General features: G+C 45.5%; 15 protein-coding genes. 3 read left to right on the top strand and 12 right to left on the bottom strand.

Annotated features, from left to right (window positions below):
- Positions 1–44 precede the first annotated feature (44 nt).
- From CXL14_RS09060 to CXL14_RS09005, 12 genes are all read right to left on the bottom strand, one after another.
- Positions 45–1,985 carry an FtsX-like permease family protein gene (locus CXL14_RS09060; RefSeq protein WP_014418683.1) on the bottom strand — a complete coding sequence of 647 codons (1,941 nt, stop codon included), beginning with the start codon at positions 1,983–1,985 and terminating at the stop codon, positions 45–47.
- Complete coding sequence (locus CXL14_RS09055; protein WP_032863527.1) at positions 1,982–2,737, bottom strand: ABC transporter ATP-binding protein; 756 nt, start codon at positions 2,735–2,737, stop codon at positions 1,982–1,984. Before CXL14_RS09055 ends, CXL14_RS09060 begins: the two co-directional genes overlap by 4 nt.
- A gap of 102 nt (positions 2,738–2,839) precedes the next feature.
- On the bottom strand, positions 2,840–3,844 hold the full coding sequence (locus CXL14_RS09050; protein ID WP_014721692.1) for a sensor histidine kinase: 1,005 nt from the start codon (positions 3,842–3,844) through the stop codon (positions 2,840–2,842).
- Entirely contained in the window at positions 3,837–4,532 is a 696-nt protein-coding gene (locus tag CXL14_RS09045) for a response regulator transcription factor (RefSeq protein ID WP_014418686.1), read from the bottom strand. Before CXL14_RS09045 ends, CXL14_RS09050 begins: the two co-directional genes overlap by 8 nt.
- A 63-nt stretch (positions 4,533–4,595) precedes the next feature.
- The gene (locus tag CXL14_RS09040; protein WP_014418687.1) at positions 4,596–5,906 is read right to left on the bottom strand and encodes an ABC transporter permease; all 1,311 of its coding nucleotides are present in this window, start codon (positions 5,904–5,906) and stop codon (positions 4,596–4,598) included.
- Positions 5,896–6,591, bottom strand: coding sequence for an ABC transporter ATP-binding protein (locus CXL14_RS09035; RefSeq protein ID WP_007408816.1), 696 nt, complete (start codon positions 6,589–6,591; stop codon positions 5,896–5,898). The genes CXL14_RS09040 and CXL14_RS09035 overlap by 11 nt, the downstream gene beginning before the upstream one ends.
- Positions 6,592–6,606: 15 nt before the next feature.
- Complete coding sequence (locus CXL14_RS09030) at positions 6,607–7,587, bottom strand: hypothetical protein (protein WP_014418688.1); 981 nt, start codon at positions 7,585–7,587, stop codon at positions 6,607–6,609.
- 36 nt (positions 7,588–7,623) lie between these two features.
- Positions 7,624–8,610, bottom strand: a complete 987-nt coding sequence (locus CXL14_RS09025; RefSeq protein ID WP_014418689.1) for an ABC transporter permease — start codon at positions 8,608–8,610, stop codon at positions 7,624–7,626.
- Between the two features lie 15 nt (positions 8,611–8,625).
- On the bottom strand, positions 8,626–9,612 hold the full coding sequence (locus tag CXL14_RS09020; protein ID WP_014418690.1) for an ABC transporter permease subunit: 987 nt from the start codon (positions 9,610–9,612) through the stop codon (positions 8,626–8,628).
- Positions 9,606–10,484, bottom strand: coding sequence for an ABC transporter ATP-binding protein (locus CXL14_RS09015; RefSeq protein ID WP_003152276.1), 879 nt, complete (start codon positions 10,482–10,484; stop codon positions 9,606–9,608). The genes CXL14_RS09020 and CXL14_RS09015 overlap by 7 nt, the downstream gene beginning before the upstream one ends.
- Positions 10,477–10,869, bottom strand: a complete 393-nt coding sequence (gene ytrA / locus CXL14_RS09010; RefSeq protein WP_014418691.1) for a GntR family transcriptional regulator YtrA — start codon at positions 10,867–10,869, stop codon at positions 10,477–10,479. The genes CXL14_RS09015 and ytrA overlap by 8 nt, the downstream gene beginning before the upstream one ends.
- 347 nt (positions 10,870–11,216) lie before the next feature.
- Positions 11,217–11,489 (bottom strand): YtzC family protein, encoded by a 273-nt coding sequence (locus tag CXL14_RS09005; protein WP_003152272.1) that lies wholly within the window; start codon positions 11,487–11,489, stop codon positions 11,217–11,219.
- A 236-nt stretch (positions 11,490–11,725) separates the two neighbouring features.
- Here CXL14_RS09005 and CXL14_RS09000 point away from each other — a divergent pair, with 236 nt between their 5' ends.
- The 3 genes from CXL14_RS09000 to CXL14_RS08990 all read left to right on the top strand — a co-directional run bounded on the left by CXL14_RS09000 (position 11,726) and on the right by CXL14_RS08990 (position 13,588).
- A complete protein-coding gene (locus CXL14_RS09000) occupies positions 11,726–12,694 on the top strand; it encodes a tRNA modification radical SAM protein MnmL/YtqA (protein WP_101287769.1) in 969 nt (322 codons plus the stop codon).
- The gene (locus CXL14_RS08995; protein WP_007613246.1) at positions 12,691–13,272 is read left to right on the top strand and encodes a tRNA 5-(aminomethyl)-2-thiouridylate-methyltransferase MnmM; all 582 of its coding nucleotides are present in this window, start codon (positions 12,691–12,693) and stop codon (positions 13,270–13,272) included. Before CXL14_RS09000 ends, CXL14_RS08995 begins: the two co-directional genes overlap by 4 nt.
- Positions 13,273–13,393: 121 nt before the next feature.
- Positions 13,394–13,588, top strand: coding sequence for a hypothetical protein (locus tag CXL14_RS08990; RefSeq protein WP_003152265.1), 195 nt, complete (start codon positions 13,394–13,396; stop codon positions 13,586–13,588).
- Positions 13,589–13,605: the final 17 nt, after the last annotated feature.

Below are 13,605 nucleotides of genomic sequence, written 5' to 3'. Positions count from 1 at the left end.
CATACAAAAAAGCCTCCGCTTATGCGGAGGCTCCTCAACTTGTTTTACAAGGCGGATTGAATGACCTTTTTATAGTATAGCACCGACAGCATGCCGAAGATGGAGTACAGCAGCGTATACAGCGCCATGACGATGATCATCGGCGTCCACACTTCCGTTCCGAATAAAAACCATCCTGACTGAACGGCAAAATAGCTGTGGAACAGCCCGAGAACGAGCGGGATGCCGAAATGATACGCCTGCTTCCGGCGGATGCCTTTCAGCAGATCCCCCGTTGTGAAGCCGAGTTTCCGCAATATCGTGTAATCAGCCTTCTCATCCTCACACTCGCCCATTTGTTTAAAATAAAGGATACAGCCTGAGGTGATCAGAAAGGTTAATCCCAAAAAGCCGACAATAAACATGATCAGCCCCATGTTTTTCTTTTGGGTGTCAGCCGTTTCAAATTGCGAAAGCGCGCCGTCTGAATAGTGCTGCGCCTGAAACAGACCATCAGCTTTTTGGATGTCCTCTTCACGTTTGAGTGTAATGCCGAAAAACCGATTTGATTTTCCCTGAATGGACGGGTCGATATCTTTCTCGATCCGATCAAATACCTGCTGCGTGACGATAACGGTCGGCAGCCCTCCGCTTGTAAATGTATATGACAGGAGGAAGTCGTTCTTCAAGCCCTTATACGCCAGCGGTATTTTATCCGTTTTGCCGTTTATATCAATGGAACCTGACGTTTTCAGGTCGAGAAATCTTTTCATCATATCATTATATCCGGTAAACACGGCTTCTCCGTCAGAAAGCTCCGTCCCTTCTGCGTCTTTCTCGCTTATAATCGGCAGCGCCAAGCTGGACGGGTCTTGTTGAAAGCTTTTCATATCGCCGTTTATGATGTTCTTCATATTGACACCGGCTTGAATGGTCTTGATTGTTTTCACTTTGTGTTCAATTCCGTTTTTCTTCAATAAAGCGGTAAATGAGTCAGTCTCCTTTTGGTTATCAAACGCAAAGTCCGCGGCTGTATTTTGCTCAGCCGATTTTTCCGCGGAATAGTACGAGATATAGCTTAAAGACAGCAAACCGATTGCCAGCGCCGAAAGAGTCGTAATAATCGTCAGCAGGACGGCGTTTGACTTCATCCGGAACATGATGGATGACAAAGACAGCACTTCACTGACATTCAGATACCCGCCTTTTGATTTCCGGATGAGATTTGCCAGAAAGCTGACCGAACCTTTATAAAACAGATAGGTTCCGATAATGACCGAGCCGAGAATAAACACCATTGCCGAAAACAGTTCATTCATGCTCGTAAAACTGCCTCCGAATAAATCCGCGGACACGGCATAGCCGGCGATAATGGCCGCAATACCGACAACGCCGATCGACATCTGCACCCAAGAAAGCCGTCTTATGCCGCTTTCTGACGATGACGCGGTTTTAAATAAAGACAAAATGCTTTGCCGTTTAATAAATAAGTAATTCATCATCATAATCAGCAGGTAAATTGCCCCGAACACAATTAACGTCTGAACGAGCGCCTTGCTTGAAAAAAACAGTGAGACAGAGGCTTTCACACCGACTGTATGAAACAGCATCATCATACATAATTTCGAGAGAGAAAAGCCGGCAAAAATACCGATCCAAATCGATCCGAAATACAAAATGAAATTTTCTGCGCTGAGTATGCGGAAAATGTGCATTTTCGTCATGCCGATTAATCGGAATAAGCCGATTTCCCGGCCGCGCCGTTTAATAAAAATGGTGTTGGCGTATAAAAGAAATACCGACACGATCGCCACAAGCAGTACAGAGGCGGCCCGGATTGCCGCCGCTCCTTTTATGGAGCTTTTCATTTCATCAAGCGCCGGATCGTATTGCATCGTGACAAACGCGAAATAAAGGGCGGCGCTGAACACCAGCGCAAAAACGTAAAGGTAATAGTTTTTCATATTCTTTTTCAGGTTCTGGAAGATCAAATGATGAATACTCATACCTGAACTCCGCCCAATACACTTTGCGTTTTCATAATATCCTGAAAAAAGTCCGGTCTGTCCTGGCCGCCTTTATTCAGCTGTGTATACACACGGCCGTCTTTAATGAAAACCACACGTCCGGAATAGCTGGCGGCAACCGGATCATGCGTCACCATCACAATGGTGGCGCGGCGTTTTTGATTCAGACGGCTGAGTTTATTCAGTAAATCCATGGCAGCCTTTGAATCGAGCGCTCCGGTCGGCTCATCAGCAAAAATAATGCCCGGCTCGTGAATAACAGCTCTTGCGGCAGACGTCCGCTGTTTTTGCCCGCCGGAAATTTCACTCGGATACTTATGTCGCAAATCATAGATCCCAAGCTCCTCTGCCGTCTCGGCAAATCGCAGGTCCGCCTCTTTCTTAGACATTTTCGTAATGGATAACGGCAGGAGTATGTTTTCTTTCACGGTCAGGGTGTCCAATAAATTATAATCCTGAAAAATAAAGCCAAGATGCCGTTTTCTGAATTCGGCAAGCTGTTTTTCTTTCATGGATGTAATCTCCGTCTCATTCAGTTTAATGGTGCCCGCGCTCACTTTATCAATGGAGGAAAGCACATTCAAAAGGGTCGTTTTCCCTGATCCCGACGGGCCCATAATGCTGACGAATTCCCCTTTGTGAATCTGAAGATCAATTCCTTTCAGCACCTCTTGTCTATTCAGCTTGTTTCCGTAGCTTTTTTGTATATTGCCTGCTTCTAAAATCATCACGTTATGATTCTCCTTTTACATTGGTTATCTTTATTTTAAAAACAGAAACCGTTTTTTTCGTTTGATTAAGCGAACAAAAGAGAAAAGCATGTGACACTTTTGTCACACGCTGAACATGCTGACGGCATCGTTCTGTTTCGGAAACACCAAGGTAAAAACCGAGCCGCTTTCCGGCTCAGAGCGCACGCTGATCCGGATAAGAAGCGGAGCCGCGGCTTTTTGAGCCAAATACAGGCCCATCCCCGTTGACGCGTGATCACGCCTCATTCGCGTCGAGGTAAATCCCTTTTCAAAAATGCGCGGAAGATCTTTGGGCTCGATGCCGATGCCGCGGTCTTCGATATCCACATGCACCCGGCCGTTTTGTTCATAGCTCTTTAAGGTAATGTCATCCGCCTCACTGTATTTGACGGCATTGCTTAACAGCTGCCTGATGATGAAGGAAAGCCATTTTCCGTCACTGTGAACGTCTGGTGAATCAAGCTGAATGTCAAACCCGATCCCTTTTTGTATACACCATGATTGCAGATTTTTAATTTCTTTGAAAACGAGCGGTCTGAGCTGAATTCGCTGGAATGATAAATCATTTTCAATAAAGGACAATCGTTTCTGATGAAGCTGCTGGTCCAGGAGATGGTGAATCCGCAGCCATTCATACAGCAAAGGGGCTTTCAGCTGCTGTTCATCAAGGCGCTCGATCATGAGATGCATCGCTGTCAGCGGTGTTTTGACCTCGTGAATCCATGACATCAGATCGTCCTTTTCATGCTCTGACGCCGCCTGAAGATGAAGTGAGCTTTTTCTTAACTGCTCTGTCTGCCCTTCAATGCTTTCTTCAACGATAGACTCAAACGGACTGTCAGGCGCTTTAAGATAAGATATGTCTAAATTGGCGTCCCACTCTCTTAAGCTTTTATAATAGGCGGTCTCTTTACGATAGCGGAACAAGAGAAATACAAGAAACACAAGAAGCGACAGGTAAACGAAATACAGCACCGAAAAAAACGGAATAGACGGATCAATATATGCCGCAAAAAGGAGCACAGCCTGCTGCAAAAGAAACATCGCGATCCAGCTTTTTCTTTCGAGCAGAAATGACTTAATCATAAAGACCGTCTTCTTCCTTTGCGATGTATCCCTGCCCCACCTTGGTTTCAATCATTTTCCCGATGCCTAATTGATCGAGTTTTTTCCGCAGCCGGTTGACATTCACCGTCAGCGTATTATCACTGACGAAACGCTCATCATTCCATAGGCTTCTGATGAGTTCTTCCCGGCTGACGATTTTATTTTTCTGCTCAGCCAGCAGTTTTAAGATCAGCATTTCGTTTTTGGTCAGCTCGACCGAACCGTTTTTACGGCTGACCGTGTTGGTTTCTGTGTCAATGACCGCCCCGCACCATCTTTTCATCAGCGCCGGTTCTGTGCCGTATTGATGCACACGGCGGAACACCGCCTGTATTTTCGCGATTAACACATCAAAGTGAAAAGGCTTCTGAATAAAATCATCTGCCCCGAGCTGCATCGACATGACCATATCCGCGGGATGATCGCGCGAGGACAAAAAGAGAATCGGCACGTTTGATTGGGAGCGTATCATTCTGCACCAATGAAAGCCGTCAAATTTCGGCAGCTGTACATCAATGATCACCAAATCAGGCTTAATTTCGGAAAACTCCCGGATGACCCGGCTGAAATCTTTTATTCCGTGCACCGCAAATGACCAGCCCGTTAATCTCTCTTTCATCTCGTGAAACAAAGTGTTATCATCTTCTATTAACAAAATGTGAAACATGGTATCCGCCCTTTTCTGATAGATAGAGGAAAAACCGGCTGATGTCCAGCCGGCTTTTTTCCTTTACAGTTCTCTTCTTAATGCAGTCAGAACATTGGTTTTTGTCGCTTTGCGGGCCGGATTCATACCGGAAATCACCGCGACCCCCGCACAAATGACAACTGCGATCACAACGAGGCTGAGCGGGATATAGGAGAAGGTATAATGAAGATCTTCAGCTCCGGTGTTTCCCCCTACCGCTTTCAAGATAACCGGCACAGCCAGATTGACGGCAAAACTCACTCCGTAAGAAATGATAATCCCGATGACAGAACCTAATATCCCGATATAGGCGCTTTCCATCAGGAACATTCTGCGGATGATGGACGGGCTTGCGCCGATCGCTTTCATAATCCCGATTTCCTGCGTTCTTTCCGTAACCGCCATTGTCATCGTATTGAAAATACCGATGGCAGAAATCACGACGGCGATAAAGCCGACAAAGATCAGGCCGATTTTAAAGACGAGGAAAAAGGTATTGACGCCCTTCAGCTCGGTTGTGACAGACCTGACATAGAAGCCGTCATCCGTGAGGTCATGGGTAAGCTGATCGACATGATCGAATTTGTCCGCATACACATTGATGTTTTTTTCCACATTTCCATTCTTCAGATCCAAGAATGTTGAGAAGTCCTTCTTGAATTGATCACTCACAAAAATATTTGTATCTTCTATCCAATCTTGGGACGGTTTTTTTGTAATTCCGACTACTTTGAAGTCGTACGTTTTCGTTTTCTCAACGTCTCCGTCTTTGTTTGTTTTGGAGATGCTCAGCTGTATCGTTTTATTAAGCAGGTCTTTCGTATAGCCTTTTGGTTTTTTCACCTCCGACATGTCGCCTTGGTGATCCTTTAACTCTTTGTCGTAAGCGTCAGCCTCTTTTTTCGTCAATAGGTTCTTCGCAAAATCATAGCCGACCACGATTTCATTCTCTGTACGGGCGACCCTTCCCTGATCAAGCTCCATATTGGCTTTGACTTCATCGTTCATGTTTGTCAGCACAATGGCAGAATCTTCATTTGTTCGGTTTCCTAACGACGCTTTATTCGGTTCATACACTTGTGTTCTTTCAACGACAGACTTGACATTCTTATACTTTTCCAAGTCTGATTTCTTCACGGCTTTTCCGTTCTCTTGGCCGAGCACATTGATTTCCGTAACAATCTGCTGGCTCATCGTAATGTCTGTAATCGTTTTTTGGATGCCGAATCCGACGGACGCCAGCACGACCAAAAACGCGCACGCCATTGTCGTTGCCAGCACCGTCATGAAAACACGCAGCCGGTTTTTCTTCATATTTCTTCTGATAAAGTGAATCTGATCCTTAAATCTCAACAGTAACGCCCCCTTTTAATACACCGTCATGCAGCTGGAATTTTGAATGCGCGATCGAAGCGACTTCATCGTCATGCGTAATGATGACAAATGTAATCCCGCGCTCCCGGTTCAGCTGCTGAATTAACGCAAGCACCTCAAGCTCCGTTTCTGAATCGAGACTTCCCGTCGGCTCATCAGCTAAAATAATCGACGGATTTAAAATCAGGGCTCTTGCGATACTGACACGCTGCTGCTGGCCGCCTGACAGCTCATTCGGATAATGATTCGCATGATTCTCAAGTCCGACCCGTTTCAGCATGTCCGCGACTTTCTGCTTGCGTTCAGACGGTTTGACGCCTTTTAAGGCAAGCGGCATTTCAACATTTTCATAGGTTGTCAGACTCGGAATGAGCTGAAAACTTTGAAAAATAAAACCGAAATGCCCGAGGCGGAACTGCGCCCACTCTTTTTCACTGAAGCCCGTCACATCAGTGCCATTAATGACGATACGGCCCTTCGTCGGCGCTATGTATCCGGAAATTAAATTCAGAAGCGTTGATTTTCCGGAACCGCTCCGCCCGACGATACAGGCGATTTCCCCTTTTTCAACGGTCAAAGAAACATCCTTCAATACCGGAACCTCACTCTCTCTGCCTTTCCTGCCGATTTTAAATGAATGATCAATATGCTGTACTTCTATCATGTACACCACTCCCCCTTATATCTGTTTCGTTTTTTTATAGATGAAGTAATAACTGATGAAAAACCCGATCACCGCGCCGATAAGCATGCCGAATATGTAACCGGTATACGAACCGTTATAAGCATATCCGCATACCCCCGCACTTCCCAGCATACTGAGCACCATGACGAGCACTTGAATGGTGCGTTCAATGTGTTTGCTTAGGATAAAATGTCCGCTTCGTTCACTCGGCATTTTCAGGAAATTCGCATAGCCGAATAGATAGAAACAAAATCCCATAATTGCGGAAATTAACAATGCGTGTTTCATGTAATACATCCATGAGGTATGGATGTAAGCGGCAGGCATGAAATAGATCAGAAATCCGCTCCAAGGGAAATCAATATCCGGCACAGCCTGCCTGCCAAAAAGGAACTCAGCGTTTAACAAGTAAATCGTCATAACCACGATCGGAAAGACGGAAACCGTGAACGCCGTGATCAGCTGCGCCGCTAAATTGCCCGTTATCGTGCCAGCAGCTGTCACTAATGCATAAATCATCAAGCTGATGACCAGCATCCCTGAGCTGAATGATTGAAAATGATGGACAGCGTCAGGTTTAAGCGCTAGAAACAATAGGTCAGATACTCCGTAAGAAACAAACTGCGAGCCGGCTAACACGGCTGCTCCCAAGAAAAACTTCGTATGAAATATCCGGCTTCTCGAATACGGAAGACTCAGTGTAAACATCCTTTCAGCCCTGCCTCCTCTTATCAGAAAAAGCCCCATCATAACCGGAGGAATGAAATGCAGCCCAATCAAATTCCGATTGCTGTAATCAATGCTGAACGTACAAACTGAACCTGAATATTGATGAAGTGTTTTTAAACAATCCTTATAGTGAAAATACTCATTTATAATTGCCAAAGGGCCTAAAATAGCTAAGAACCCCGATGTAAGAAGCAGCAGCGTCTGCCGCTGCTTCCATTCTTTATAAAGCAAACCGCTAATCGGCACCTTGCCTTCCTCCAAACTGCTCATTTTCAAACAGATCTACATATGCTTTGACTTCCTGTAAACCGTAAAATAACTGATGAAAAACCCGATAATCGCGCCGAAGATAATGCCGGCTAAATAGCCGAACATCGTGTCTGTGACCCCATATCCGAAAACGCCGAAACCCATAACGGCAAAGGCAATCACCAAGATCTGCACCGGCCGGTCCAATTTTCTCCAAAGAAAGAATCTGCCGTTCCGTTCATTCGGATGTTTCAGAAAGCTGACGTAACCGATCAGATAAAAGACAAGGCTCATCACAATCGGAATGATTAAAATCAAATCCCTTTCTCTGATCCAGTCGTTAAACACATATCCAATAGGGGTTACAAATATAAAAAGACGGGATTCGATATAACTGCTGATAAAAGAAAATTGATCTCCGACACTAAAATCGAATACGACCTCCAAATTCGCGGCCGGCAGACCGATGAGTAAAAAGGGCAGAACTGTGACGGTAAACGCCGTTAACAGCTGGGCGAATATCTGTCCCGTTAATGCGCCGGATGCCATTAACAAGGCGTAAGCCATAAAACTGATGACAATCATTCCGATTGAAAAATGATCAAAATCGTACGTATGGCTCGGTTTCAGTAAAGATATCAGCAATGACGCCGCTCCATAGCCTATCGCCTGAGGAACAACAATGACTGCCCCGCCGAGCCAGAATTTCGTCTGAAAGATTTGGCCTCTGCTGTAAGGCATGCTTAACAAGGCATCCATCGTTCCCTTTGTCCGTTCCAAGCCTAATAAGAAGACGGCAATGATGACACTCACAATCCAGCTGAAGGAAAGAAGCGACCCATTCGTATAATTGACAACGAATTCACAATCTTGAAGAGCTGGGTTATTCAAACATTCTTGATATGTTGAGTAGTTGTTATAAACCATAAAAGGGTTTGCCGCCATTAAAAGAATGCCGCTGCATAAAAACAACCACTGATTTTTTTTCCATTCTGTGTACAACAATCCCCGCGGTATCATTCCGGTCCTCCTCTCTTACACATGCTTCGTTTTTTTATAAATCACAAAATAACTGACCAAAAATCCGATCGCTCCTCCGACCAGCATCCCGGCCACATACCCTGTCATCGTATGTCCCGTCGAGTACCCCGCCAGGCCAAAACCGAGAACGGCGATTATGATCACCACAATCTGAATGGGCCGGTCAAGCTGTCTCCAGAGAAAAAAACGGCCGTTCCGTTCCACCGGCTGCCTGACATAGCAAAAGTACCCGATGGCATAAAATACAATGCTCATCACTGCCGGAATGATTAATATATACTTGCTGGCAGATACCCAATCGGTATCACCGTACGTTATTGGATTCAGATATTGAAAAAAATTGTATACTTTGATATAAGCATCGACTGACGGCATCAGCTCATACATGCCGGCTCCGAAGATGACTTCTACATTGGACAATGGCAACGTAATGATCAAGTATGGTGATATCGACACAGTAAACGCCGTTAACAGCTGGGCGAACGTATTGCCCGTTAAGCAGCCTGCGCTCGCAACCAATGTAAAAGCCAAAACACTCACAATAATCTCTCCGACGCTGTAATGGTGAAAGAAATATACGCGCTCAGGCTTTAACAGAAGAATGAGCAGCTCAGCCAGCCCGTAGCCGATCACCTGAGCGCCGGTAATGAGCGCCGCTCCGAGCCAAAATTTAGTGTGAAACACCTGAGCGCGGGAATAAGGCAGACTGAACAGCGCATCAATCGTTCCTTTCGTACGCTCCAGTCCGAATAAGCAAACCGCCAAAATGACAGCGGGCGCCCAGTTCAAGTTCAGCATTCCGCTCTCCAAAGAATTCACATAAAACTTACAATATGCTCCGTGGGTATCCAGACAGCCCTGATAGACCAGATAGGTATTTAACACTTCAAATGGATTGACCGCCGCTAAAAAAATACCGACCATCACAAGAACAGTTCGATTCTGCACCCATTCTCTGTACAGCAATCCCCTGTCTACCATCTCCGGTTCCCTCCAAACTTCGCGATGAAGACTTCTTCTAAGTTCACAGGAAGTTCGTTCCATACTTTCGGCTGCAGCTCTTGCAGAAAGTTCTTTTTCTTTTCATCGTTCTTTTGAATCAGCACCGTATAAAACACACCGGCATGGTCGAGAATCGGTATGTTTTGTTCTCTGATCTTCAAGGCGACGTCCTCTTCAAATGCCATTTGGATTTTCATGTACTCTTCCTTCATATCATCCAAGTCCATCACATTCGTCAGCTGATTTCCTTCCAAAAACCCGATCCGGTTGCACATTCGCTCAATATCTTCTAAACGGTGTGAGGTAATCAGAATGCTCGTTTCCCGTTCAGCCACTTCATCCACCATAAGCTGAAGCACGTCATGACGCGTTACGGCGTCAATTCCGTCCGTCGGTTCATCCAAAAGGATAAGAGCCGGACGTGAAGCAAAGGCAAGGACGAGCGCAAGCTGTTTTTTCAGGCCTGTCGATAATTCACGGTATTTCTTCGTTTCCGGAATGCCGTACCTGTTCATCAGCTCATTGGCGTAAGTCACATCAAAATTCGGATAGATTCTGCTTACAATCGCAACAAGCTGCTTATATGTATACTTGTCATAAAAAGGATTTTCAACAGGCATATAAATGATGTTCTGTTTTACTTTCGGATGCCGCTTTATTTCCACCTGATTAAATAAAACCGTCCCTTGATCCGGCAGCAGAATCTGCTGAATGAGCCGGAGCAGCGTTGTTTTCCCTGATCCGTTTCGCCCGAGCAGCCCGAAAATTTCCCCTTTTCCGATGGTGAGCGAAATATCCTTGAGCACTTCTTTACCGTCTATTGTTTTTGAGAGATTCCGCAATTCAATCATGATCCTTGCCTCCTTTCAGATCAGCGCTGATTTCCTTTATCCATTCCTGCAGCTTCTCTAGCTCAACTCCCGCGTAATGGGCATCGATGATGAGCTGTTTCAATTGCTCTTTTATCATCGTCATCTTCCCTTCAACCAATGTCGTTTTTGCATTCTCCGATATATACGTTCCTCTTCCCCTCAGCGTTTCAATGACACCATCGCGTTCGAGCTCCTTGTACGCTTTGCTGACTGTGTTCGGATTGGCGATAATGATCGTTGCCAATTCCCTGACAGAAGGAAGTTTATCCCCCGGCTTCATGATCCCTTTTAAACAAAGCTCTTTCAGTTGCTGTATGATCTGCTCATAAATCGGAGTTGAGCTTCTCGGATCGATTTGAATCATTTACTTCCCTTCTTTCTTTTACGAGCTGCTCTCTTTCTTTAAATGTTCTGCCATTGAAATCCGATGACGACAAGAACGGCAAACAGACTGCTGGCCAAAACCGAGGCGGCGATAATAAGAGGCACATCTTGTTTTACGGATCTTTTGTTTTTCATGAAAGTTCCCCTTCCCTATGCTTAACATTTATATGTCGATTTCATTTTTTGAGTGTTTTATGTGTATTACATCAAGTAGTACACGTAATACAATAAACACACTCAGGCCTATTGTCAATTCTTTTTTAAAAGAAATACAAAAAAACCCGCCGGGATTCCGGCAGGTTTGCTGAACCATTTGAAACGGCGCGGTCAGTAATCAAAATTACGTTGCAAAATCATATTGTTTTGCAAGGTCTGCAGCTGCAATCTCATTCGGTAAAGCTGCTCTCTTTGCTGATCATTCGCAGATAATGACAGCTTGTTTAATTCATTCACCGCGTTTTCAAGCATCATTTGCGCTTCACTGTACTCATTATCATTATAATGCTCTTGTTTCGAAGCGGTCATAAATTGCTCATTCGCAAATTCATACGCCTGTTCGCTTCTTTGGAGATGTTCATCTACTGATTGTCTTGTTGCCAACGAAACCCCTCCTCAGTGAATGGGAAATCAAACTTAGTTTGAGCGGACCAAAAATAATAACACCCGAAGGTTGAAGGAAAGAGAACCAAATTTTCCGTGTTTAACTAAAGGAATGAGAATCCTGCCTGCAGTCATAATAAACAAAAGAAAGCCGCATCCTGTTTTCAGATTGTGAACCCCCATCATTCATGCTACAATTTTAGGATGCATCTGATGTGAGGGAGGCTTTTTGAACATTGAACGAGAATAACCCTTTTCCTTATTCAAATACGGAAAAACGGTACCATACATTAAATTATCATCTGCGGGAGCATTTCGGGCATAAAGTGTTTAAAGTCGCGCTTGACGGCGGTTTTGACTGCCCGAATCGGGACGGCACGGTTGCACACGGAGGCTGCACATTCTGCAGCGCGGCGGGCTCCGGCGATTTTGCCGGCAATCGGGCCGATGACTTACTCACGCAATTTCACGATATTAAAAACCGCATGCACGAAAAGTGGAAAGACGGCAAATATATCGCATATTTCCAAGCGTTCACGAATACGCATGCCCCGGTAGAGGAGCTGCGTGAAAAATTCGAATCCGTCCTCAAGCTTGACGGCGTTGTCGGCATGTCGATCGCGACCCGTCCGGACTGCCTGCCGGACGATGTCGTGGAATATTTGGCCGAACTGAATGAGCGGACCTATTTATGGGTTGAACTCGGGTTGCAGACCGTGTATGAGCGGACCGCCCTTCTGATCAACCGCGCCCATGATTTTGACTGCTATGTTGAGGGTGTCAATAAACTGAGGAAACACGGCATCCGCGTTTGTTCCCATATCATTAACGGGCTTCCGCTTGAAAACAGGGACATGATGATGGAGACGGCCAAAGCCGTCGCTGATTTGGATGTGCAAGGCATTAAAATTCACCTGCTTCACTTATTAAAAGGCACACCGATGGTGAAGCAATATGAAAAAGGAAAGCTGGAGTTCCTTTCTCAAGAAGAATATGTAAGTCTTGTATGTGATCAGCTCGAAATCATTCCCCCGGAAATGATTGTTCACCGCATTACGGGAGACGGGCCGATCGAATTAATGGTCGGACCGATGTGGAGCGTCAATAAGTGGGAAGTACTGGGCGCCATTCAAAAAGAGCTGGAAACACGGGGAAGCTATCAAGGGAAGCTCTTCAGAAAGATCGGGGAGGAGACCGCCCTATGACCTTGATGCACATCCTCCCTTTCAGTAAAGAATTGCTGAAGTCCGCCGCACAGGAAGGTGATATCACGGTTGACGCGACGATGGGCAACGGACATGATACATATTTTCTGGCCGGCCTTGTCGGTGAGACAGGACATGTTCATGCTTTTGATATTCAAGCGGACGCACTCGCTAAAACGAAGGAGCGGCTCGGTGCCGACTTCGGCCCGCGCGTCACGCTTCACCATAAGAGCCATGATCAAATAAAGGCATCGCTGCCTGAAGATGCGCACGGTCGTGTGGCTTGCGCCGTCTTTAATCTCGGCTATCTGCCCGGCGGCGATAAAAGCATTACGACAAACGGTCACTCAACCATTTCCGCGATCGAACAGCTCCTTGAACTGCTGAAGGAGAACGGGCTGATCGTTCTCGTTGTGTACCACGGGCATCCTGAAGGCAAGACGGAAAAAAGTGCATTACTGGAGTACTGCAGCAATCTTGATCAGGAAAAAGCGCGCGTGCTGAGCTACGGCTTTCTCAACCAGCGAAACGACCCGCCGTTTATTATAGCGATTGAAAAGAAATCTGCCGGCAAATAAAGAATCGGCCTGTCATAAGCGGGCCGACTCTTTTTGTGTTTACTTTTCAAGAAAAATCAATTACTATGAAATAATGGAAAAAAGCACATCTTTAAGTGTAACATCTGGGAGGAGCGGCAGTTTGAATATTCTTCGCATCATATTTTCAAGTGTTCCCTATGTGATGTTCGTCATCATTTTATCAAGACATTTAGGATTTGAGTTCGCGAAAACCTATTACTGGTGGTTTGCTGCATTTTTTGTCATCGGGCTGATCGGCAAATTCGCAATGCACCTTGCGGCAAAAAAGAAACCGTTAAAAAAAGAGACAGCGTAAAATGCGCATGTCTCTTT

The sequence above is a fragment of the Bacillus sp. SJ-10 genome, assembly GCF_002843505.1.
In the GTDB taxonomy this organism is placed as follows: Bacteria; Bacillota; Bacilli; order Bacillales; family Bacillaceae; genus Bacillus; species Bacillus velezensis.
Note: the sequence above shows the minus strand (reverse complement) of the source record. Positions and strands in the feature narration are given on the sequence as shown.

Coding starts and splice junctions, on each gene's coding strand:
- CXL14_RS09050 (WP_014721692.1), bottom strand. CDS start 3,844: ATGATTAAGTCATTTCTGCTCGAAAGAAAAAGCTGGATCGCGATGTTT.
- CXL14_RS09015 (WP_003152276.1), bottom strand. CDS start 10,484: ATGATTGAATTGCGGAATCTCTCAAAAACAATAGACGGTAAAGAAGTG.
- CXL14_RS09025 (WP_014418689.1), bottom strand. CDS start 8,610: ATGATACCGCGGGGATTGTTGTACACAGAATGGAAAAAAAATCAGTGG.
- CXL14_RS09060 (WP_014418683.1), bottom strand. CDS start 1,985: ATGAGTATTCATCATTTGATCTTCCAGAACCTGAAAAAGAATATGAAA.
- CXL14_RS08995 (WP_007613246.1), top strand. CDS start 12,691: ATGACCTTGATGCACATCCTCCCTTTCAGTAAAGAATTGCTGAAGTCC.
- CXL14_RS09035 (WP_007408816.1), bottom strand. CDS start 6,591: ATGATAGAAGTACAGCATATTGATCATTCATTTAAAATCGGCAGGAAA.
- ytrA (WP_014418691.1), bottom strand. CDS start 10,869: ATGATTCAAATCGATCCGAGAAGCTCAACTCCGATTTATGAGCAGATC.
- CXL14_RS09020 (WP_014418690.1), bottom strand. CDS start 9,612: ATGGTAGACAGGGGATTGCTGTACAGAGAATGGGTGCAGAATCGAACT.
- CXL14_RS09045 (WP_014418686.1), bottom strand. CDS start 4,532: ATGTTTCACATTTTGTTAATAGAAGATGATAACACTTTGTTTCACGAG.